The sequence below is a fragment of the Plebeiibacterium marinum genome (assembly GCF_026013615.1).
GTDB classification, from domain to species: Bacteria; Bacteroidota; Bacteroidia; order Bacteroidales; family Marinilabiliaceae; genus Saccharicrinis; species Saccharicrinis marinus_A.
The window spans coordinates 224,858-249,184 of sequence record NZ_JAPDPI010000001.1 but is presented as its reverse complement, the minus strand read 5'-3'; the positions used below and the strand labels follow the sequence as shown (position 1 = coordinate 249,184).

19 protein-coding genes are annotated in these 24,327 nt (G+C 35.5%); 8 read left to right on the top strand and 11 right to left on the bottom strand.

Going from position 1 to position 24,327, the window contains the following annotated elements:
• Positions 1–8 precede the first annotated feature (8 nt).
• The 3 genes from OM074_RS01030 (at position 9) to def (ending at position 3,118) form a co-directional block, all read left to right on the top strand.
• Positions 9–1,988: a peptidase U32 family protein gene (locus OM074_RS01030; protein WP_301197406.1), complete on the top strand. Its 1,980-nt coding sequence runs from the start codon at positions 9–11 to the stop codon at positions 1,986–1,988.
• A gap of 156 nt (positions 1,989–2,144) precedes the next feature.
• Positions 2,145–2,570 carry a Holliday junction resolvase RuvX gene (gene ruvX, locus OM074_RS01025; RefSeq protein ID WP_301197405.1) on the top strand — a complete coding sequence of 142 codons (426 nt, stop codon included), beginning with the start codon at positions 2,145–2,147 and terminating at the stop codon, positions 2,568–2,570.
• On the top strand, positions 2,567–3,118 hold the full coding sequence (def, locus tag OM074_RS01020; protein ID WP_301197404.1) for a peptide deformylase: 552 nt from the start codon (positions 2,567–2,569) through the stop codon (positions 3,116–3,118). Before ruvX ends, def begins: the two co-directional genes overlap by 4 nt.
• A gap of 159 nt (positions 3,119–3,277) precedes the next feature.
• On the opposite strand, the gene OM074_RS01015 is transcribed toward def, so the two are convergent.
• The 11 genes from OM074_RS01015 to OM074_RS00965 form a co-directional block, all read right to left on the bottom strand.
• The gene (locus tag OM074_RS01015) at positions 3,278–3,967 is read right to left on the bottom strand and encodes a DUF2490 domain-containing protein (RefSeq protein WP_301197403.1); all 690 of its coding nucleotides are present in this window, start codon (positions 3,965–3,967) and stop codon (positions 3,278–3,280) included.
• A 7-nt stretch (positions 3,968–3,974) separates the two neighbouring features.
• Complete coding sequence (locus OM074_RS01010) at positions 3,975–4,379, bottom strand: hypothetical protein (RefSeq protein WP_301197402.1); 405 nt, start codon at positions 4,377–4,379, stop codon at positions 3,975–3,977.
• 2 nt (positions 4,380–4,381) lie between these two features.
• Positions 4,382–7,933: a CotH kinase family protein gene (locus tag OM074_RS01005; protein WP_301197401.1), complete on the bottom strand. Its 3,552-nt coding sequence runs from the start codon at positions 7,931–7,933 to the stop codon at positions 4,382–4,384.
• A gap of 124 nt (positions 7,934–8,057) precedes the next feature.
• Positions 8,058–8,915: a polysaccharide deacetylase family protein gene (locus OM074_RS01000; RefSeq protein WP_301197400.1), complete on the bottom strand. Its 858-nt coding sequence runs from the start codon at positions 8,913–8,915 to the stop codon at positions 8,058–8,060.
• Between the two features lie 52 nt (positions 8,916–8,967).
• The gene (locus OM074_RS00995) at positions 8,968–11,658 is read right to left on the bottom strand and encodes a carboxypeptidase-like regulatory domain-containing protein (RefSeq protein WP_301197399.1); all 2,691 of its coding nucleotides are present in this window, start codon (positions 11,656–11,658) and stop codon (positions 8,968–8,970) included.
• Between the two features lie 52 nt (positions 11,659–11,710).
• The gene (locus tag OM074_RS00990; protein ID WP_301197398.1) at positions 11,711–12,424 is read right to left on the bottom strand and encodes a glycoside hydrolase family 16 protein; all 714 of its coding nucleotides are present in this window, start codon (positions 12,422–12,424) and stop codon (positions 11,711–11,713) included.
• 11 nt (positions 12,425–12,435) lie between these two features.
• Positions 12,436–13,326, bottom strand: a complete 891-nt coding sequence (locus OM074_RS00985; RefSeq protein ID WP_301197397.1) for a bacteriohemerythrin — start codon at positions 13,324–13,326, stop codon at positions 12,436–12,438.
• Between the two features lie 12 nt (positions 13,327–13,338).
• Complete coding sequence (locus OM074_RS00980; protein ID WP_301197396.1) at positions 13,339–14,766, bottom strand: glycosyltransferase family 2 protein; 1,428 nt, start codon at positions 14,764–14,766, stop codon at positions 13,339–13,341.
• 4 nt (positions 14,767–14,770) lie between these two features.
• On the bottom strand, positions 14,771–16,006 hold the full coding sequence (locus OM074_RS00975; protein ID WP_301197395.1) for a hypothetical protein: 1,236 nt from the start codon (positions 16,004–16,006) through the stop codon (positions 14,771–14,773).
• A gap of 1 nt (position 16,007) precedes the next feature.
• Complete coding sequence (locus tag OM074_RS00970) at positions 16,008–17,237, bottom strand: YaiO family outer membrane beta-barrel protein (RefSeq protein WP_301197394.1); 1,230 nt, start codon at positions 17,235–17,237, stop codon at positions 16,008–16,010.
• 19 nt (positions 17,238–17,256) lie between these two features.
• Positions 17,257–17,634 carry a response regulator gene (locus OM074_RS00965; protein ID WP_301197393.1) on the bottom strand — a complete coding sequence of 126 codons (378 nt, stop codon included), beginning with the start codon at positions 17,632–17,634 and terminating at the stop codon, positions 17,257–17,259.
• 246 nt (positions 17,635–17,880) lie between these two features.
• Between OM074_RS00965 and OM074_RS00960 the strand changes: the two genes are divergently transcribed.
• The 5 genes from OM074_RS00960 (at position 17,881) to OM074_RS00940 (ending at position 24,281) form a co-directional block, all read left to right on the top strand.
• Complete coding sequence (locus OM074_RS00960) at positions 17,881–18,846, top strand: hypothetical protein (protein ID WP_301197392.1); 966 nt, start codon at positions 17,881–17,883, stop codon at positions 18,844–18,846.
• Between the two features lie 300 nt (positions 18,847–19,146).
• Positions 19,147–20,010: a T9SS type B sorting domain-containing protein gene (locus OM074_RS00955; protein ID WP_301197391.1), complete on the top strand. Its 864-nt coding sequence runs from the start codon at positions 19,147–19,149 to the stop codon at positions 20,008–20,010.
• 9 nt (positions 20,011–20,019) lie between these two features.
• Positions 20,020–20,949, top strand: coding sequence for a PorP/SprF family type IX secretion system membrane protein (locus OM074_RS00950; RefSeq protein ID WP_301197390.1), 930 nt, complete (start codon positions 20,020–20,022; stop codon positions 20,947–20,949).
• Positions 20,950–20,972: 23 nt separating this feature from the next.
• Entirely contained in the window at positions 20,973–23,117 is a 2,145-nt protein-coding gene (locus tag OM074_RS00945; protein WP_301197389.1) for a PKD domain-containing protein, read from the top strand.
• Between the two features lie 12 nt (positions 23,118–23,129).
• Positions 23,130–24,281, top strand: a complete 1,152-nt coding sequence (locus OM074_RS00940; protein WP_301197388.1) for a DegT/DnrJ/EryC1/StrS family aminotransferase — start codon at positions 23,130–23,132, stop codon at positions 24,279–24,281.
• Positions 24,282–24,327 lie beyond the last annotated feature (46 nt).

Here is a 24,327-nt window from a genome sequence, read left to right as displayed (position 1 = left end):
ATAAGGATATGGATTTTAAACCGGAGTTGTTGATTCCTGCAGGGAATATTGAGGCTTTTCATGCTGCCATTGAAGGAGGTGCTGATGCTATTTTTTTAGGACTGAAGCAGTTTAATGCGCGTGGGAGGGCTGTTAATTTTTCAAATGCCCAATTGGTTACCATGCTGGATGTTGCAGGCAAAAAAGGTGTTAAAATTTATGTTACCCTAAATACTGTAATTAAAAATGCTGAGATCCCGGAACTGTTGGATGTGCTTAATTTTTTGTCGCAGACAAAGGTGAATGCAGTAATTATCCAGGATTGGGGAGTTTGGTATCTGGCAAAAAAGTTTTTCCCAAAGCTAACCATTCATGCCAGTACTCAAATGGCTAACCATAATTCGATGGGAGCAAACTTTTCAAAGAAAAATGGTATTGAACGTGTTATAATGGCACGAGAATTAACACATCCAGAATTAGAGACCATCATGCAAAACTCACAAAGCGAAGTGGAGATCTTTGTTCATGGGGCGTTGTGTTATTCTTTTTCAGGGTTGTGCTTATTTAGTAGCTACCTTGGAGGGAAAGGAGCCAATAGGGGACAGTGTACACAGCCTTGCCGACGGGTATTTAATGATGCAGGAAAGGAACATGCTATTTTTTCATTAAAAGATAACCAGCAAATATCGCTGGTGCCGGATTTTGCCAAAATAAAGGTAGCTTCATTAAAAATAGAAGGAAGGATGAAGTCGGCTGCATATGTTTATAGGGTAGCCCAGGCATATCGAATGGCCATTGATGACCACTCGAAAATTGAGGAAGCAGAAGAGATGCTCAAATGGGATTTTGGAAGAGAAAAAACCGATTATTTTATGGGAGGTAAGGTAAGAGGTTCCATTTCAGAAAAAACCAATAATGGAGTTTATGTTGGAAGAGTAAATGCCTTGTCTGCTTGTGGTTTTGTTGTTTCAACCCAGCATCAATTCGAAAAAGGTCAGCAGTTGAGGGTGGTGAATAAAGTCGGAGATTCTGTTTCTGTAAAGGTAAAGGAATTTGTAGATAGTGAGGCTGGAGTGGAAATCATAACCGATAAGCAGATTGTCAAGGGCAATGATGTTTATTTGATTGGACTGCCATCGAAAAATTTCTCCAGCAAGTTTGAGGTGCTCAAAAAGGAAAATACCAAACCAATTAGTGGTGCCTATAAACGAAAGATACGTCAGGATATACAAATTAAAAACCAACAAAGTTCTCGACCTGAATTTTTTGTGCGCATCGATAACCTTGAGTGGTTGCGTAAGCTGAGGGTGGACGATTTTAAGGGGATTTTCCTTGATTTACCAAAGCAAGAGTGGCGCAATATCCCGTTTGACAGCCCGTTTTTTAAGAAGAATTTACAGAGGTTTTATATTGAAATACCCGGATTTATTTCTGAAAACCATTTAAAACAGATGCAGCAGAATATCAAGTGGTTAATCCGAAAAGGATTAAAGAATTTTGTGGTGAGTCATTTGTCGCAGATTGAGCTTTTCCCTAAAGGGGTAAATGTAGTTACAAACGAGCGGGTTTATATATATAACGATGCCGCGATACGTGGTATAAAGTCATTAGGAGTTAAACAGGTTACTTATCCGGTTGAGAATGATTACGAAAATTTAAAGAAAGGAACTTCAAGGGATGGAATAGTTCCGATGTACGCCAATCCGGAATTGTTTTTTGCCCGTATGCCGGTTGATGTATATGATAAGGAGGATGAGTTTAAGGATAATACAGATAAGGAATTTAAGCGCTTTGTGCGGAATGGAATGACTTCAGTGTATTCTAAAACGCCTGTAGCCTTAATGCAATATTCCAAAACCTTATTAAATGATGGTTTTTTTAGGTTTCTTTTTGACCTGAGAACGGAATCTCCATCGAAACACCTGCCTGTGAAGCTGTTTAAAAAATTCAAGGCATCAGAACAGTTGCAGCCTTCTACAACTTTTAATTTTAAAAGAGGATTGAGCTAGGAGGCAAATAACAATGATCAATGACTAAAAACTAATGAACTATTGTTATTGATGGAAAAAGGATAGCGCTCCATGTAGTTAGAGAACAACTAAACAATTATAAAACAAGGTTATTTGGTTTAAAACCACTATTTTTGCGCCACTAAATGTTTTTATGTGGGAAGAATTTTAGCGATAGATTACGGTAGAAAAAAATCAGGGATTGCAGTAACAGATCCTTTGCAAATTGTTGCAAATGGGTTAGATACAGTGCCATCGCATACTTTAATTGATTTTTTAGAAAAATATTTTGCATCTGAGGATGTAGAACTCATTGTTTTGGGGTATCCCAAACAGGTTTCAGGTGAGGAATCTGAATCTATGAAGTATATAAAACCTTTTTATAATCGTTTACGAAACAAATTTCCACACTTGAATGTTGAATGGGTAGATGAACGTTTTACATCAAAAATTGCCTTTCAGGCCATGATTGACGGAGGTTTAAAGAAAAAAGCCCGTCAGGATAAGGCTTTGGTTGATAAAATAAGCGCTACAATTATTTTGCAGACATATCTGGAACAAAAAAGAGATTTTAAAATATGATATTACCAGTTGTACTATATGGTCACCCGGTTTTACGAAGGGAGGCTGAAGAAATAGATGAGGATTACAATGGATTAAAAGAACTGCTTGATGACATGTGGCAAACTATGTACAAGTCTGACGGGGTGGGTTTGGCTGCTCCGCAAATCGGAAAACCAATTCGTTTGGCAGTTATTGATGCTGATGTATTATCTGATGAATATCCTGAATGTAAAGATTTTAAACGGGTGTTGATCAATCCGGTTATTACTGAATATGGGGAGGATGAATGCGTGGAGTCAGAAGGATGCTTGAGCTTACCGGGAATCAGGGAGGATGTAAAGCGACCAACCAAGATCAAGATTGAATATGAGGATGAAAATTTTGAGGTAATTGAAGAGGTGTTGGAAGGTTTTGTAGCCCGTGTGGTTCAACATGAGTATGACCATTTGGAAGGCAAAGTGTTTACAGATCATCTTTCTCCGCTTAAAAGAAGGTTTTTAAAGGGTAAACTGGCGGCCATATCGAAAGGTAAAGTAAATGTGGGGTATAAGATTAAAACAGCCTAGGGAACCATTGGTCCTTAGATAATAATTCATAAGAAGTAGTTTTCAGTTTTAAAAGAGAATTCTTCCAAAAAAATAACCACCGGTGCAGCTGGTGGTTATTTTTTTAAGCCCTTTGGGGTTCCTTATGGTTGAGTCAGAAATGCGCCGCGGTGTAGAAAACTATTTTATTTTTAACCATTTGGGTTTGTACTCAATACCTACTTGTATTATGTTAGTTATATCTGGATTTGCCACATTAAATTCTTCCTGGCGTTTATAAGATATTGTACCGGAGATACGTTTGGAAATATCCTTTTCAATTGTAACAAATAAGCGGTTTTTCCATCTGTTTTTGTCTTTGGTGGGTGCCAGACAGAAAAAATATTCTATACCAGCTGAAGGTTCACAGAACCATTTTTTGTTTCGGTATTTCACACCAATTTTATGTCTGTGTTCAATATGCTTCACATATCCATCTTCCGAAGAATTAATATTTGCTTGTTCGCTTTGTATTTGAGCCCGGTAACTCCACCTTAGCTTCCCGGTTTTATATCCAAATTTTGAGAAGCCTGCAATGCGGTGGATGCGTTCGTTTTTTCTTGGGTCGTCATATTCCACCTGATACCTGTATGCCAAGCCAACATCCAACCATTTTTTCACTTTAGTTGAAAGGTTGAATTGTATTTGCCAACTCTCTAATTGGCTTGAGTTTTCGAAGATACGCAGCTCCGGTTCTATCGAGAAGTCAAGTTTTTTAAATAATTCCCCATTAACAGAAAGGTTGTACCAGGATGAAAAATCTTCTTGCTGAGCATAAACAATATTGGCAAAAAAGGATAATGTAAAAAATGTAAAAAGTAACCTTTTCATTATGTTCTTATTTTGCAACAATAATATCTTCAACCTGAACTGTTTGCTTTTTTGAAGTAATGGAAACCTCTTTGATGATGGCAATACGTTCTGATGTTTCGTTATAATCTAAAGTTTTATCTTTTGAGTAGGCAAATATCTTGTAATCTCCTTCCCTTAAATAATTAAATTCATAGTAGCCATCATAACTGGTTTCTATTTTATCACTATAAAACTCATCTTTTCCATAAATAATGTACACATCATATGCCTGGGCAGGATAGGTGTCTCTTAAAATAGTGAAATCGAAGTTGTAATCTTCAATAATTACCTTTCCTCTGATTGTTGCCATTCCTCCTTCTCCAGCTTCTTTTTCGCAGGAGTATAAGGATATTAACAGGATATAAGCTAATAGCGTAAGTGTGTTTCTCATACTTATTGTTTTTTTATTATTTTAATTGTTTCTAATCCTCTGTTGCCCATTAGTCTGATCAGGTATACGCCATTTTTTAAAGAAGCCAGCTGGTCTTCAGAAATATAAACAGTATGGATGCCAATGTTATACTGTTGGCTGGATAGCTGGTGTACTACCGCTCCATTTATATTAACCAGGTCAAGATGATATTTTCCTGTCTGGCGTATCTGAAATGTTATGTTAGCATGGTTTGTAATTGGGTTTGGAGCGCAGCTTAAACTTGCGTTCAGCTTGTTTTTGATATCATGTATGCTATTGTCAATGAGCCATTGGTTATGCTCTCCTGGTGTCCCACCGTTTTCTGAAGACATCCAGTTTTCGCCTTTTTCATTATTGAGCCTTGGGTGCGACAACTCAATTGAAGCACTTTGGTTGTAGGATTTTAAAGGCCATACGCCTGTTGGATAGTAATCAACTGCATCAATTAATGTGTTGTTCTGGTTAAATAGCCTGATATGGTCTCCATCAGCATTTAAACCAAAACTAAAATTCCCCATTACATTTTTTATGTTGGGGTAAATGGTTTTAAATTTTTGAATGTCTTTACAAAAGACGATGAAATCTCCCGGAGCTAAATAATACGAAGAAGGAACAATATATGCAGAATCTTTATTAGCATCACGTAAAGTCCATCCCTTTAAATCCACGGTAGTTTCTCCGTTGTTATATAGTTCAATCCAATCACCGGGTTTTAAGTTTCCGGTTGATTTATAGAAAATTTCGTTGATGATAACCTTATGGTTTTCTTCAGACGAAGGTTCAAATATAGCCCGGTGGAAGTAATTATCATTGATTGGGTATGTAATTTCTGTATCGGAGCTTTCCACATCACCTTCCCAACCTGCAAATTTATAACCAGGATTAGGAATTGCTTTTAGTTTCACCGGGATGTTTTCAAAATATGATCCGTAGAATGGGTATTCGCCGGGATAGATTGAGTTTACTTTAACTTTTCCGGACTCGGAGGGGAAAGTTTCTACTTCAATGGAATAGTTTTCGTCAAAACCCATGGCTTCACCAAGAAACTGGCGGAAATAAAAAGGCCGTTCATCAGCAAAGATTCTAAGTCTTTCTACTTCGTTATGCCATTCATTATAATCTAAATTCCATCTTTCGCAATGGTATTCCATTTCATTATCAATCAGGGTTTCAATAGTGTTGACCTGATCAATTACTTTAGAAGATTCCCAATAAGTATTTAAATAATCGCATCCTTTTTGAGCAAATTTTTCCTTGAAATCTTCATTTGTGGTTAGTTTTCTAAATAATAATGTTGACCATGGCGGATTAGGCCATGAAGGATTATCAGAGGCTAAGGCATCGGCAATGGAGTTGTATTTGTACAGCTCATCTCCAAACAAACCAAAACCAAAATCGGTATCAAATACAATCCACCTGTATTTGCTCCTGATGCTGTTTGTGTTCCAGTATTTTATATTGTTCCCCGGCCAGTCACCGTTAGCAATAAAAGTTTCGAATAAGAAGTAATTGATAAAATTGTCAACTTCAATTATGTCACTAACTGTTTTGTAGTTGTCTTCAGTATTCAGATCGTTATAAGTAATGAAATTTAGCATTTCTTCATATCTCATATTGTTGCCTTGTATAGCAAGTCCATTTATTTCCAAAATGTTGAGGTTGTCTGTTTTGACATATGAGTTATCAGAAATAAAATGTTCGTTTACTTTTTCTCTTAGATTTAAAATACCCCAGTACTCGCCGTTTAAATACACTACAGTAGGTTGAAAGCCTTGGTATTCAAGATCAATTTCTTTTACCAATGAAGATAATAATCCATCCCTGAAGTGTGATTTATAATAATCGCTACCAGAGTTTCGTAGAACTAAAGACTCAAATTCGTTGTTTTCTTTATCGGTGAAGAATTTATACTTAAATGCACCTTTCCCATATTTATTGCGGGCAAATAATGAGAATGATTTTTGGGGATGGCTTCTTGAGTAATTGCCAAATATTTTTAAGCCTGCAAGTTGGTCAACTTGTTTAATTCCATTTTTATCATAAAACTCAAAATGTACGGGCTTTTCCCAATCTTGCCAATAGTTGGCACCAAAGTGTGGGTAATCGGGTTCCATATTCGGGCCATCGGCATAAATTCCCGAATTGTAATCCCATAAATTGTCAGGCGATGTGGATAAACAAACAGTGGGTAAGTTATGTTGCTGTCCGAATATATAAGTATTGGTTGTTACGGGCCCGGGAAGTTTATCTGTATCAATGATCCGTGCCCTGATAGCACTATGGGTATTTATTTGAATGGGATGCTGATATCTTGTGCTGTTGATGTCGGGGCTTGATCCATCGGTTGTATAGAATATATTGTTGCTTGCTCCATTTTTTGAATATAACTCAAGTGATATGGTGTTTGAAAAATAGCCCCCTTGCATAGAAAAAAATACGGAATCTTCAGTTAAGGTGCTGTACCCTTTGGTTGTGTTGGATGCCATTGGGGTTGGGGTGGCAAAATAAAGCCAGTTTGTGCTTCCGTCAGGTTTTCTGCCATAGGACATGTCAGATGGCAGATATTTTGCACAAACAGAATCGACCATCTGCAAATTGTTGAATAGGTATACGGGTTCACCCAGACTCTTTATCTTAAAGTTTGTGTGAAGGTTCATTTTGTCGAGTTCAAAATATTCTGTTGGAATATCCAATCCTTTGGGTTTTAACCCCAGCGATAAAAATGGTATGCAGGATAGGTCGGAAGAGGTTGCTGTATGATTGTGAACCTCAATTGCTAAAACATTTGTTCCTTGTTTCAGTAGTTCCGAAACATTGGCTATTTCAAAACTGTCGGGTTGTTTTCCTTGATAAATAAGTGCCTCATGGCTGTAATCATCACAAGGGGTGTCAAAGGAAACGGGAGAACCAGCAGTGCCTAGTTTGTCTCTTGCAATTTCAATCCTGTTGATATAAGCAATAAAACCATCATCATAGTCTATGTGGAAAGCTATATCCGATATTTCTTCAAGGTTTGAAATTTCAAACTCTTTTCTTACATAAAGGCTAATGGCAGGATCAATTATTGTTTCATCATCATCGTCTCCATAACCAAATCCGGAGGCTCCTTCCGACCAGTTTTGATCGTTGAAACCAGTATCTTTCCAGGTGTTGCCAATTTCGCTATTGGGGACAAGGTATTTAAAATGTGCCCCTTTGTTAATGATGGTTTGCCATGAACCAATTTGCTTTAAACGGTTTTTTCCAGATGTGAAAAGTACAAGAAAATCATCTGGATGAATATTGATGTCCGGGAAATTCCATTTGGTTGGATTTTCAATATCATCAGTAAACGAATATGTAGCCAGATTGATAGTGTTTTCAGATGTGTTGATGAATTCTACCCAATCAGGATAGTCTCCATCTTCATCCATAAGAGTATTGGAATTTGATGAAACCAATTCATTAATTTTTATCTGCGAAGGTAACTGGAAGCAGATAAGCAGGTTTAGTATGGTAATTAAGTAAGCCTTGCTTGATGTGGTTGAGTGCATGAAAAATTTTTTGCAAGTATACTAAATGTATTTAGCACCGGATGCAAAAAGCAAGGCTTATAAAATCATACTTAAAAGCTTTTTGACAAACTATAGGTTTTGCATGGTAAATGTTAAGATAATGTTATCTGCCCAATAATTCATTTACATATGTAACAAATTTATCATTACTGTAATTCTCAATATTTACAGATGGGATATTGTACATTTCTATGGGAAAATTTGAAATTGCTTTGGGGTTAGAGTTTCTTAACCCCTTGTACCCGACTTGTTTAGCTTTGGCCTGGATTTGAGGGTCATCGGCACCGCTCCCATACGGTAGTGCCACATATTCAACATCCACATTTAGTTCAGATTCAATGGCTTGTTTTGATACCAGTAATTCAAGTTCTGCTTCATCGATACTGATGTCTCCTAAAGATGCATGGGTGGCGGTATGTGATCCCATGGTGAATATTCTTTCGGAATCAGGGTTGGTATAATTTGCCATTTCTCTGAGCTGATCCCAAGAAACATAGCCAGTTTCTCCAACATAGGATGAAACAATAAAAAATGTGGCCTTTAAGTTGTATTTTTTTAAAAGTGGAAATGCTATGGGGTGTATAGACAGATCCCCATCATCGAAAGTAATAATGGCGGCGTCTTGCGTTAATGTCATTTCGCCATTGTTAATTTTATCCAACTCGTTAAAGTCGATTACTTTAAAGTTTTTTCGGATATAGATCAAATCATTTTCGAAATTGTAGATGTCGCGATTGTAAATATTTCCCGTTCTTCCATAAACTAAATTGTGATAAAGTAAAACAATTACCTTGGGATTTTCGCGGACAGGTACATCCACAGGGGGCAAAATATCTTCTTCCATTTCAGGCCAATCACAGTCACATTCTTCGCAAACAGTTACGCATTCCTTGCAGTTTTCTGATTTATCACATGAGGATAAAAAAACAACGGATATCAATATTAATATTATTTTTTGCATATGATTTCTATTAATGGTGTTCAAATGTATAATAAGTTTAGTATGGTAAATTTTATTCTTTGATATAAGCAGGATAGTTTTTTAATGCTTCTTTTACAATATAATAAGATGATTTTTTATATTCTTTTGTAGGAGGCATTGAATAAGAATCCCATTTATCCCAAAGGTATCTTGGTGTGCTCACATGGCAGTCGCCCCAGAATGCAGTAACCGCTACCCCATCTGACTCTACCGTTTGGTTGTAATTTGTTCCGCCATGTAAACGATAGTCTGTAATATGTGCTACCTTTAACTGGGAAGGGTCGTTGAAATTAATCATTGCCCAGGGAAGTTTTACAATAATTTCGTTTCTTTTTATAATGATAGCATCACTACGTTTGGGGTTATTTTCATCTCTTATTCTCAGGTATCCGGCGTCAAATTCTGAACCAGCGCAGTAATTGATGTCTCTGTGATTTTTCCATTTAACTTTGTTCCAGCCATTCCCATTGGTAGCAATAGACCTGAAATATTGTCCGCTGGCAGGGAAACCCTCCTGTCCAATACCATACATATCGTATGCCTTTGTAACGTACAGGTTAGCTTCAGCTTTTGTTATGCTTACGCAGAATTCAGATCGGTTGCGAACTCTTTTGTTATTAGGCAATATCGATTCTCCTTTTGCTTTGTTGTAGGTGTCCAGGGCAACCCATATGGTATCATTAGATTCAAATTTTGCTTTTAGTTTAAGCTTAACATATAATCCTTCAATGTCGGAAGAGACCCGTATTTGGTCAATTTTTTCATCATTTGAAGAATATCCGAATTGTGAAAAATCTGCTTCTTCAGGAATAAAAGTTATCAGGCCATAGTTTTGTTCTGCATTATAAATATTATGCCATCTGTTTCTGGTTGAGGGATGGGTAGTTTCGCCGAATATCCATACAAACTTGAACCATTCATCTATCCATGAAAACAAAATACCCCCACCACAGCCTGAGTCTTTTATATTGTGCATCATCCTGACAATATAATTACCCTGCTCTTGCTCTGTCAATCCACCATGGTGCATTCCATTGGAGGAAAAACGTGAGGTTCCCCAGCTGCTTGATACGCCGTATTCCGAAATGATTAGTGGTCGGTTAGTGTATTGGGATTTTAAATCATTTAAATAGCCAAGATAGCTGTTGGAGCCCATATAATCGGTATAATCGGTATATGAAGGATCACAGCTCATAAAATCCGGAAAATATGGATAAACATGGTAGCTGGCAAAATATCCGGCAGGAGCATGGGTTTCATCAATTTTGTCAAGATCAATATCAACCATGTCTTCGGGTCCGTGTTCTGTAGGGTGTTCAATTGGGTCCAGGGTTGGCCAGCTTGAAAAACTAATCGGATGCTGTTGCATATATTCATCCTTTTCATAGGTCATTGCTTTGTCAAGCCTTTCTGTAGCCCATACTTCAGAGGCTGTTCCATGTAGTAAACTGAATACTTCTCCCTCATAGGAGTTGATATCCGGGTTGAGCAAGTTTGTGTAATATACTTCATTAGCATATATTTCACGTCCCATGATGTAGCCCAGAATCCAGGGCGATACATCTGCAGTGTATTTACCCGAAGCCCAACCCCATCTCTCCGGAAGTGTTGCGTTGCCGTGAACGACATCAATAACTTCTTTTATTCGGTTGTCAAAGTATTCAGATATGGGTGCTGTTTCAAATTCAGTGCTGATATTTACATCCCTAACAAATTTTATTTCACTGGTAAATAAATTTGCCTGTCCGTCAAATCCCTCATATTCTTCATCTAACCAAGCTCCGTGCATTAAATATAAAGGAGATTCTGGGTTTGCTTCATTAAATTTCTTTAGTTCCTGATAAAACCGTGGATAATGGAGGGTGTATACTCTGATGAGGTTATAACCTGCCTGTTTCATCATGCTGAACCACATAGCATATTGTTCGGAACTTGGTGCCATCTCGGCCGGACTGGTTCCAGGTATTGCAGCTCCAAGATTAATCCCTTTTATATAAAATGGGGTATAGGTATCTCCTTCATATTGCTCAATATATTTTTTGCCGCACTTAAATGGAATATAGTATTCCTTGTTAATAATAAAGTTTTGTTCGGTATCCTCCGGTTTTATAAGCCTGTCGGTATGGGTATTAAATCCTTCCCCTTCAATAACGGCAGTGTAGGTATTGTTGGCCACATTTGAACTATTAAAATCTTCAGTTTCTAAATGCTCAAAATAAAAATCAATCCGTTGGGTATTGAAATGAGCAAATTTTACCGTTTTACCTGAGTTTTGCGACCTGAAGTTTATCAGGAAGATTCGTTGGTTGAGGTAGTTGTTGAGGTGTGAATAATCCCAGGTGAAATTTTGTATTCCTTCAGGGCATGTGGCCGAATATATGTGTTCAATTTCTTTGCCCTGAAGGTCGTAGATTGTTATATCTAATTTAGATTCCTTTTTTAATGCAAATGAGAAGTTTAGCTTGTATGATAGCTGATCGCTTGTTGCGTAGGCATAAAGTATATCAGGATTTGAATTTTCTGCAACAGATAGGGAATATGCTCCATTAGAGTCGGTGGATGTTCTGCTTTTCTGACTGCTGTTAAAATTATTATAAATGGTAACAGACGCATTTATAATGGGTGATCCGTATTGGTCGAGTATTGTCCCATTAAAATTTTGCGCTTTACCGTATGGCGAGAATAGGAAAATGATGCTTGCTATAAGTAGGAATGATCTCATTTTTTTCATTTATCTGCAGATGTTAATTGGGGATTTTGTAATGTCCTTTGTCTTATTTTGTTGATGGGTGATAATTAAAATCAAGTATTTTTACTTTTGGGAAATGACTAACCACTTTTATGTCTTTATTCATTAGCCACAGGTTAAAATGGAACCTTGTTTTGTTAAAGGCAAATTCTTCTGGCCTTGGATATGATATCTCACTTAATGTTAGTAATCTGTTATGGGCTTTTTCATATACTGTACTTTTAAAATGTATGGAATCATTCGTAATGTCAATAATGTGTTTAATAACCGTTTTTTTCTTTTTAAAACTGAATCTGTGAACTTTGGTTCCACTATTTGTATGTACGGCGTACTGCATGTTTTTGTTTTCGTTTCTTCCCCAGAGTGAATATTCTATATCAATTTCATTATAATGAGGAGCTGCACTGTGATCGTACAAAAATATTCCGAACACCATATAAGGGTGAAAGGTTTTTGTATTGGTAACAATGGTCGTTTCATATCTTCCTTCTTTAAAAATGGGTTTTGAGAATATCTCGGCACAAGAAGAGTTTCTCCGGATTCTTAGTGTCACATTCCCGTTGTTATCCAGGGTTACATTCTTTGGGTGTGTTCCAAAAATGTTGTTCCCAGGTCCGGTTGGGTCCGGAGATATCTTGTTAATCCATTCAAAGCCACTAAAGTAGATTTCTTCTTTGTTTTGAGATTTTATCACGGCAAAACATGATGTAAATATTATTATGAGGTATAATAATCTCATGAATTTGCTTTTTATGCTCTAATAATGTTGTTGGGTGAGTTGTTGTATTCAAAAGCCAACTCCCTGAATTCTTTGTCCTTATTAAATATGTGGGTGATGAGCCACTTCTTTAAAAAATGAAGTATGTTACTTGCCAAAAAAGCATGGTTGTAATCATACTCTACCTTAAAATGGTTTACTCTTGAAATAAATAACTTATGTTGTTCTATATGTTCTTCATAATTTTTAAAACCGGCCAGGCTTAGTAGTTCTTCCTCTTTTTTTAACTCGTTAGAACAAAAGTTTTCCAAACGTATTATGATGGATTGTATTTCTCCATTAACCTTTTGATTCTGTAGTTTTGAAATATCATTGAAAATGGACATAAAAACTTCTTGTTGCCTGTCGATTAACTCAATTCCAATATTGTAGTTGCCAAGTTCAACCCTGCTGTCGCTGTATGGGAATAAGTTATTGTGGAAGATCTGGGCTTTTTGAATCAATCCTTTTTCAAACAGAATCTCTCTGCAGGTTCTATCCTCTTGTAAAATATGGGATACCAGCCATTTTTTTAAGAAATGTAATATGTTGTTGGCTAAAAAAGGGTTGTTGTATTTATATTCCAGTTTAAATTGCTTTAGTCTGGAATAAAATAGTTTGTGATGGGAAAGATGGCTTTCAAAATTTTTATACCCGGCTGCCTGCATTAATTTTTCTTCCGTAGATAGTTCGTTTAATGCGTATTCGTCAAGCCTTTCAACAATTGATTGAAGCTTGCCATTATTTTTTTCGTTTTGAAGGCTTGAAACATCGTTGAAGATGGACATAAATGTTTCTTGCTTTTTGTCGGTGATTTCAATACTTGAAATTGAATAACCTAAAACAAGATTGCTGTCGTTTTGTATATTGTCTTTTGTTCCCATATTACAAAACTTTTAAGAATTAAAACCTTCTCTTTTCATTTTACCCCATCCTTTTTTGTTTTTCCTGAAAAAGAAATCAAAGTTTCCGGAAAGAGAAAAAGCAAGGTTTAGTGGATGGTATAAAACCATTTCTAAAATCGAAATCAAAATAATTTTTAGGATGAACTGGTTTCCCCGGTATCTTCCAAAAATATATTTTTCATAAAAAATGGCAAATGAAGAATATAGCAAGGAAAATGAAAAAATAAATATCGTAAACAGAATAAAGAATGTAATGTTAATCATCCCAAAATAAAGCATGGTAAAAAAATACACTATTCCAATAAATTCAATTATGGGGCCCAGCCATTCAAATAAAACCCAGTATGGGTATGCAATCAGTCCTATCCGTCCAAACTTGGGATTCAAAAGCATTTTTTTATGTTTAAACAAGGAATCGATTAATCCTCTTGTCCATCTGTTACGTTGTCTGCCAAGGGTTTTTAACGAAGTAGGGACCTCAGTCCAGCATAGAGGATCGGGAACAAATGCCACTTTATAGGGTGTTTTTTCTTTTGTGTGCATATAGTTCCTCATGCGCATCACCAGTTCTAAATCTTCGCCAACCGTATCGCGGTCGTAGCCCCCGCAATTGAGAACAATCTTCCTGTCAAACAATCCAAAGGCGCCGGAAATAATCAATAGCCCATTGATTTTACTCCAGGCCATACGGCTTAGGATAAAGGCCCTGAAGTATTCAAGTATTTGAAATTGAGCCCATAGATTTTTAGGAAAATTGACTTTAGTAATCCTACCTTCTTCAATTTTACAAGAGTTGGCAACCCTGATTACACCTCCTGAGGCAATTACCTTTTTGCCTTGCTCTTCTTCAAGGAAAGGTTTTACCATCCTGAAAATGGCATCCGGTTCGATGATGCAGTCCACATCTATACCCAGAAACAGTTCTGAACGGCTCACGTTGATTCCGGCATTTAATGCATCTCCCTTGCCTCTGTTGTCTTTATCAATTACAATCAGGTTGGCATATGCAACATTTGTTGATTTATAGATTCCTCTGATCTCAGCCGTTTCCAGTTTTGCTTCGTACGAATAATTTACCTTTACCAGTTCGTAATGGTTAATCATCAAATCCAGGCTTTCATCCTTGCTTCCATCATTTACAATGATGACCTCTACGTCGGGGTATTGGAGGGATAGTAAGCTTCTTACGTTTTGGATGATACTTTTTTCCTCATTATAACATGGTGCAATAATTGAAATGGTTGGTAATAGTTTATATTCAGAAACATTGGTGAAGTTGAAAAACTTGTTGCGTTTGGAATAAAAACTCAACTCAAAACTGGAGAAAATACCAATTAAGATATAGGAAACAAACAGCGTTGATCCATATATCAAAAAGAGCAGATTAAAAACGTAATGTATAGTATCTATGTATGCCATTTGTTTACTGATTTATATTCAGGTCTGAAACTTCCTGCAAGGCCATTTTTATCTCTTTATCCTCTGAGTTTACAAAGGGTAATATAAAATCAAAATTTTCTTTAAAAAGGATTTTCATTGCCTCAATTTTGATCATCAGGGAGCTGTTGGTAATCACTTCCTGTAAAAATTTATGGAAGGTTTCGCTTCCCGTTTCATGTGAATCTTTTAAAATCATAAACTTAATATCGTCGGGTTCCTGGTTAAACCGGTCAACTATAATATCCACACCTTCATCTTTCGGAACCAGTTTTAAGAATGAATCCCATGCCAACCGGTTCAGCAGATAATCCTGATGTCCGATAAAGTTAAGGATAAGGATCAGGCTCCTGGATCCTTTCCTGTAACGGTATTTGGCCAGTATTAAGCCTGTAATGATCTTTCTGTTTAAATCAGAAGACAGGAAATCGATATAATCAATATTCATTTTGTGATTTTTGATCACAGCATTAACTGTAATATTGATGTCGAACAATGATAAATTGTATTTGCTCCCAATAAAATCTGCCAGTTGATTTTCTCCCTCCATCAAACGGATAAGCGCTCCATAGGCTTCGGTACGGAGGGCATAGTTTTTTGAATCGGAATATTTATAGATCCTTTTTTCGTACCTCTCATCCCTGAGTCTGAGGTAAGAAATAATCCTCATAGCCAATATTCTGTCACTTAGGTTATAGGAATATAAAAAGCGGTCGATAGTTTTATACAGGTCTACCTTATCCAACAATTCTTTAAAATGAGGACTGTGGTTGACAGCAACGGTTTCCTGAATCCTGGTAATGGAAATAAACAGGGCTTCTACATGAAGTTTGTATTTTGAAAAATACCTGAGCTTTTTAAACAGGGCTTCCTTTTCTTTCTCGTCCTGGTATTTTTCTGAGTATAAATATTCTACAACTAAGTTTGTAAATGCGTTTGAAAGTCGGGGCAAAATCTTTTCGTGGTGCGTACGGCGATAGGTGTAAAACAGACTAAAACCGGTAAATAGTAATACACCAACCGCATTGATTGCTATAAAGTATACCACCAGGCATTGCCACCACTTAAAACGGGGAAATACAGGGTTAATAAAAACATAATCGTTAAAGTATATTTCCGGTTGGTATAAAAAATATAAACCCAACACAGGAATGCCAATAGCTAATGTTTGGAATAGCCTTTTAAAGAAACGCCTTATATTTATGATATAAATAGCACGCATGTTAGAATCGGTGTTTTAATAGGATTTCAAATAAAAACCTGTTTCGATATGAGTTTTGGCTAATCTCTTCATATACATATCCTGCCCCAACCCTCACTTCGTTTGAGTGGGAGATGGCAAAATTCCTTTCCAGTTTAATCTTATAGGCACTTAGCCAAATACTTCCGATGGGCTGGGCGTATCTCGACCTGTCATCAGGAGAGTTGCCGTAACCAAGTTCTAAACCATAATAACCAACCTGGTTATTGTCGTAAATTCTCATGTTAAACAGAGATGAAAAAGAGTTGTTACCCTCCTTTATGGTGTAATATGGGCGCAATGATAACCACATATTAGAAACGTATTTTCCTAAATGACCTGTAAGAACTATTACATCATCGCTAGGGTAATTAAAGAATTTTGCCCCGGCACTGGCTTCAAAGTTATTGCCAAAAGGGAAAAAATATTCCAGTCCAACCCTGTGGCGGGGAAATAATTTGTTGTTAATTCCAAAGCCATAGTTGGCGAACAGGTAATGTCCATTGTCAAAATTGTGATAAATATCTATCTCAGGTTGGATGTCATCAATCTCAAACCTGTAAGCATAATTGCACCTGAAAATAAAAATGGTTTGCTCAACACTAGTGCTGTAGTCAACAAATGCCAGGTGGTGTGGGGTTGGTGTGTTGTTCTCAAACAAATCAATGGAGTAAAAAGCTGATATAGTGTTTTTACTGGCCGATCTTTTCAGGTTGTTGTATAAATATCGGATGTCGGCAGAATCGAGCAAGGATTTATTCTGGTTCAGGAAGTTTATTCCGGCAGAATATCTTTCAAGTCCTTGGTAGGCTAATGCCTTTTTCAACGTAAGGTTGTAATCGTTGTTGTAACCATTTGTTTTTGCCGTATCAATAATAGATAATAACTTTTTATATTCTTTATTCCATAACAGTACATTTAACCAGGTTTCGTATAGTTCATTGTTGTTTGGGTCAATGGCATAAACCTGGCTGATATATTCTTTGGAAGTATTATAATCTTGTTGCCATGCATAAACATTGGCCATAAACACTTTTACATCATTTCGGGTTGAGTCCAGTTGAACTACCTGAGCCGCTTTTTGAACAGCCAGGTCATATTCTTCAGCTCTTGAATGATCAATGGCCACCGAAAACAAGGAGTCAATGTTTGTTTGAGCCATTGTGCAAACCGCAAATAGAGATAAAATGGTTATATGTAATAATCTTATCATGTTCCGATAAATTGAGTAATTAGTTTAATAAACTATTGATTTCCTTAATAACCTCTGTGGGGACAAAAGGTTTTTTAAAAAATATATTGGCTCCTTTTTGTCGTGCTTTTTCAATATCAATTTCCATGTTGCTGAAATAGATAACCGGAGTTGTAATGCTTTTTTTGTGACGTAAAAAGGTAATTACCTCGTAGTTAGCAGCTCCTGTAATTGAATTGTCAAGCAAAATAATATCAAAGTTTTCATTGTCTTTAAGCCCTTTAAGTGAAGAGAAGGAGTTGCACGTTTTTATATAAGGTTTTGAGAAGCTATTCAGCAAATACCTTTGAATAATAGACGAAAATACAATGTCTTCTGATATGATGAGGTAGTTACAGGCCATTTTCTTTTTACGCAAAAATAGTATTTGAAACATATATATAGCGAGCAGTAGAGCGCTAAAGTTATTGAATTTTGACAAACAAGGGTATTCGTTAGGTGTAAGTGAGGTGCTGGGAGGTGAAAGGGGGGAGTTTTTGTAGAGGAATGGGGTAAAGAAATATTGAATTTTATAAATGAAATGTGTGTGTTAGTCAAATTTATCTTGACATTCGATTGCAAGTGTGTGAAATTAGCATCAAAACTATTTATAAATGTATAGATTATGAAAAAAATAGCACGGAAATTAAGTTTTGTTGTTTTGGGATTATTGATATTTGCTTCATGTGATGTCAAAGACAAAGAGGCAACGCGACCTCAGGCCAATTTGAAGGTGGCAATGAATGGTTGGGAATACTTTATTGGAGATAATGATTTTGAATCATGTTCGGAGGTAAAAGAGTTTCCATTTTTTAGCTCAGCAAATGTTTCCATTTTTAATGATGAAAATTTCTTATATGTAAAGGTTGTTGCAGAAGAAGATTGGGTAATAGAGAAGTTATACCTTACTATATGGGAAGGGGAAATTCCTCGTATTTTTACCCATGAAGACTTTCCTTATCAGATTGTTTTTCCAGAAGCGGAATACCAATCAGAAGTGACATTTAAAATTCCGAGAGGAGATAATTGGGATGTTTGCATGCCGTTATCATTGAAAATCTTTACTCAGAATGTAATTGATGGTTCAAGGGATCATTGGTATTTGACAAATGATAATTTGGATAGTTTTGATTTCTTTATTCAATTTTGTTGGGAGGAATGTGAAGACTGTATAGAGGTAATAGATATAATAGCGGCGCAGCATTATGATGTTGGGGATTTGATTGTATGGAAAGAAAATGGAGATTTGTATGTTAAGTATGCTATTGATGAAGGGTATAAATTGGAAGATGCTCATTTGTATGTAGGGTGTTTGGGTGATATTCCAGTTAATAAAAGTGGGAATCCACAAATTGGCCATTTCCCATATAATATGAGTGAAGATATGGTTGATGGTGGGATATTTGTAATTCCGTCGGATTATCTGTTGAACTTAGAATGTGACTGCTGGGTGGTTGCTGCTCATGCAGTTGTTTCGAAAATGGTAGGTGAGGAATATTGGGAAGAGACAGCTTGGAGTGACGGAAATGAATTTGTGGATGATAGAAATTGGGGTACTTATAGTGTAAGTGATTGCTGGTGTAATGAATAGATATTGAACTGACTATGTGTTAGTAGTCTTAAGGGAATTGAAATTTTATAAGCCTGTTGGTTTTTTTTAAAAAAATCAACAGGCTTTTTCTATTTAGTTTTATGTAATTAATTAAGTCATTCAACAAAAAAAATATAGTGTTGATCACTTTATGAAAGAAGGTGCTGGTAGGAATATTATATTGGGTAACCATTTGTGGAAAAATCAATTCTTAAACCCAATTAATTGGGATTGAGGAGGCGAAGCTATATAATACATGCAAGATGTTTTTTTGTTTATAATTGTCATATTCCTATAAGTTTGAAGTTTATTAGAATATTATATGCGGTAATATTGCTTGTTATTAATAGCTATGGCTATTGTAATAGGGAAATAAGTTATGATGTAAAAGAGCTTAAGCTCTTATCTAAAGCAGATGCTGGAGAAGATGCAGAGGTTTGTGGTTTGGTATATAATCTACAGGCGGAATTAGATGGAGGTAGTGGATTTTGGGAACTGTACTCAGGTCCTGGGCAGGTAGAATATTTTTCCAATATAGAAGATCCTAATGCTACTGTTCAAGTAAATCAATACGGTACCTATGTGTTCCAGTGGACTGAAATATTAGGGGAGAGTCAATCAATAGATAGGGTTGAGGTTGCATTTAGGGATCACCCTGTTGCTTTTGCCGGAGAGGATATGATTTTGGAATATATTTTTTCAACTAAACTTAATGCTACCGAAATACTAGCCAATGAAATTGGGATATGGGAGCTTGTTAGTGGAGATGGTTCAATTTTAAATCCAGATATGGCCCATACTGAAATAAACAGTTTATCTTTAGGAAATAATGTCTTTAGGTGGACAGTTTCCAATGGGGTATGTCCTTCTTCTGAAGATTATATTGTAATTAAAGTAAATAACCTTGTTATACCTTCATTGATTACTCCTAATTATGATGGTAAGAATGATGTTTTTTTATTAAGGGGTATTGAGACATTGGGGAAAACAGAATTGTTAGTTTTTGATAAAAGGGGAATGATTGTTTACGAGAATCCAAACTATGATAATCAGTGGAATGGAGTTGATCAAAAAGGGAATCAACTACCTGATGATACTTATTATTACAGGATAAAGTCATCTGATGGAAAAACTATTAGCGGATTTGTTGTTGTTAGAAGGTAAATGTTTTCTATGAAGTTAAAGATTCTATTCAGCACTATTCTCTTTATTACTTTTACAAATGTAATATGTCAGAATATTGGTAATCCTACACAATATACCTTAAATCCAATTTCGATTAATCCTGCATTTGCAGGAGGTCGTGAAGCTCTAAATATTTCATCGTTTTTTCAAGAAAAATGGTCTGGGATTAATGGTGCACCATCTACATTTTCGTTGAGTGTTGATGCTCCGTTGTTTGATAATACAATTGGACTAGGGGTTATGTATACCAAAGATACTTATGGAGTAACTGATGATGATAAGTTTTATTTGTCTTATTCATATAGAATCTATTGGGGTAAAAGTGTTTTGTCGTTAGGTTTGGGAGCAGGAATAAATAATACTCAAACACGATATTCTGATTTAACAGTTATAGATGCAGGTGATGATATTTATCTGCAGAAATCAAAATCATATCTAAAACCAAATTTTAGATTTGGGATATTTTACTCATTTAAAGATTTATACTTTGGGTTCTCCGTGCCAGAAGCTGTAAATTATGCTTTTGATAAGATAAATGATGAATATATTGTTGATTTTGATTTTAAATATTATGAGTATTTATACAATATAGGATATGTGATCAGAGTAACTCCTAATTTTAAAGTTTATCCTTCTGGATTGGTAAGCTATATGTCCCAAAGAAATTCTTCAAAGTACTATTATGATGCCAGGTTTCATTTAGGTTTTTTTGATAAAGTATGGTTTGGGGGATCGTATCGAAGCGAACGGTCGCTAGGTAGCTTGATCCAGGTGCAGTTAAATAACCAATTAAGCATTGCTTACTCATATGATTTTGATATTGGTCAGTTAAGTAGGTACAGCAACGGTACTCATGGAATAATGCTTCGTTATGTTTTTCAACATAAAGGAGATGCGATTAGTCCGTTACTTTTTTAAGCTTATAATTATAATACGCTCTTATGTTTGTGAAAATTTTATCCATAGTATTATTTGCCATTAATGTAATTAGTATTTATGGACAACATGGTGTTTATACTGTAGAAAGAGCTGGTTTTTCTTCAGGAAGATATGATGAATTTTCACCTGTGTATTATAAAAATGGGATAGTCTTTTGTTCAAATAGAGGAAGTGTTTGGTTTCAAAAGTTTTCAAACTCTAAAAATCTTGAGCAGTTTAGTATTTATTATATAGAGAAGGACAAGTCAAATAGATGGCGTAAAGCTGTTTTGTTTTCTAAAGAATTGGATACTCAGTTTAATGATGGGCCAGCATCTTTTGATTGTAGTGGAGATGTTGTGTTTTTCTCAAGAAATATATTTGTGAATAGTAGTTTGGAGAAAAATACTTACAATAGTAATCGGCTGGGAGTATTTTCAGCTAGCAGATACGATGGTAGATGGACCCGGATTCGGGAATTTCAGTTCAACAATGATTGGTATAATGTAACTACACCTTGTTTGTCGAAGGATGGGGAACGGTTGTTCTTTGCATCAGATAAGCCTGGAGGGATGGGGGGCATGGATATTTATTATAGCGATAAAAAAAGTGGTTTATGGGGTGATCCTATAAATATGGGACCTAAAGTGAACACAGAAGGTAATGAGCTATATCCGTTTATAAATGATGTAGGCGAGTTGTATTTTGCCTCTGATGGGTATGGTGGATATGGAGGAAAGGATATTTATATTACAAAACAGAATGGTAACGACTGGTATGATCCTGTACATTTGCCTGGTTCATTAAATTCAAAAAGCAATGATTTTGGTATTGTTACAGATGGTTTAGGTAGAAAAGGGTATTTTTCTTCCGATAGAGGAAAGACTGTTGATATTTATGAGTTTTCAACAGTTAATAGAGACATATTATACAGTGTTCCTCAGGTTGAAAATGATTATCGTGTTATGTTGCAAGATTCTTGTAATGTGGCTATTGATACTTTTTTGTTGCAGCATGAATGGGAATTTGAAGATGGTACAAAATTGTATGGAGCCAAGGTGTGTAGACGATTTGATAAAATAGGGAGTTATAAGGTTAAACTTAATATAGTTGACCGATCAAGCCATAAGTTATTCATGCAAAAAAGTGAATATCTAATTAAAGTAAACGATATAGAACAGCCATATATCAATTCCAGGGATTTTTTTACAGTAGGAGAAAGTGCTCTGTTTGATGGATTGAAATCAAATTGTCAGGACTATGAGGTTGTAGATTATTATTGGCAAATTGGTGATTCAACATATTCCACTGGTTCAAATATTTCACATGTTTTTCAAAATGTGGGGATACACAATGTGAAGTTAGAAGTGGTGTTTAAATCAAAGATTGATGAAAGCTTAATTAAAAAATCGGTTTATAAATCGATAAGAATCTTTAACAATACTTCGAGTAAAGATGAGTTTTTAAAAAACAAGTCTGAAGCTTATGATTTAACCAGGCGATATAAAAGCAACCATACAATATCTGATTTAAATTTCATTCCTTGTGATGTTCAGCCCAGCGTGTTTAGATTGGTGCTATTTTCATCAAAAAATAGAGTTTCATTACATAGTCAGGTGTTCAGAAATATTCCGGAAAAGTTTGATGTTATTGAGTCATATGATCAGTTAGATAAAATATATAGTTACTGGATTGATGAACAATATGACCTGATGGATTTATATCTGACATATAAAAACTTGTTAAAGATAGGGGACGAAGGTTATAAAGTTGAATATATAGAATTAAATGATCCGGTAAAAATTGAATTGTATAAGATCGTTAATAAGTATGGCAATTGTACAGATGATTATTTCAATGATAGAAATATTTTAAAGACAAATGGGATTCTTGTTTTAAATAAAGTAATAGGGTTGTTGCACAAAAATCCCAAAATAAATATAAAAATAAAAGTGCATACAGATAATAAGGCGTTGCCAAGTCAAAATAAATATCTTTCGCAAATGCAAGCACAACGTATCTTTGATTATATTACAGGAACAGGGATTAAGTCGGATAGGTTAGTGGTTGTAGGTGTAGGGGATGAAATTCCTGTTGCATCAAATGAATCTGAAGTTGGCAGGAGGAAAAACCGGAGAGTAGAGTTTCGTTTGGTAAACAATAGATAATAAAATGTGAAAATGATCAAATTTTTAGATATAAAGAAAATAACTGATAGTTATCAGCCGGATATCAAAAAAGCTGTAGAAAGAGTAGTGAGCAGTGGTTGGTATTTATTGGGGGAAGAAACAAGTGGTTTTGAGGAGGAATATGCTAATTATATTGGTACAACGGAGTGTATTGGTGTAGGAAATGGATTAGATGCTTTACGTTTGATTTTTAAAGCGTATATAGAGCTGGGGATTATGGAAGAAGGTGATGAAGTAATTGTTCCAGCCAATACTTATATTGCGTCAGTATTGGCAATAACTGATAATAATCTAAACCCTGTTTTTGTAGATGCCGATATTAATAGCTATAATTTAGATTTATCTTTAATAGAAAAATATATTTCACCAAGGACAAAAGCTATTTTAGTTGTTCATTTATATGGGCAGGTTTGTTGGTCTGAGGAGTTAGCTGATCTGGCAAAGAAACATAATTTAAAGATTGTTGAGGATAATGCTCAAGCAGCTGGTGCTTTCGGAAGATCAATGGACAAAGGTCTAAGGTCATTGAGGCGAAGTGGTTCGTTAGGTGATGCCGCTGGGCATAGCTTTTATCCAGGAAAAAATTTAGGTGCCTTGGGTGATGGAGGCGCAGTAACTACAAATGATATTGAATTGGCATCTGTAATAAGAGCTTTGGCAAATTATGGATCTCAAAAAAAATATGTAAATGAATATAAAGGATTAAATTCAAGATTAGATGAAATTCAAGCTGCAGTTTTGCGTGTAAAACTAAGGGGGTTGGATGAAGATAATCAACATAGAAGAGAGATTGCTAATTATTATTTCGAGAAAATAAAACATCCAGATGTAATTTTGCCAAAACTAAGTTCTAATGTTTCTTCACTCATTTCTTTAGATCATGTATGGCATTTGTTTGTAATTAGACATCATGATAGGACTAAACTGCAAGGTTATTTAATGAATCATGATATACAAACCTTAATTCATTATCCAATACCTCCCAATAAACAGGGAGCATATAATGAATATAATAAATTGAATTTCCCTATTACGCAAAAAATGCATGATGAGGTATTGAGTTTGCCAATAAGTCAAGTGATGACAATGGAGGAAGCTAATGTAGTTGTTGATGCAATTAATAAATTTTATGTTTTGTCATAGCATTATTGTCATTTACCAAAAATACATTAGTGTTGATCATTTAAGC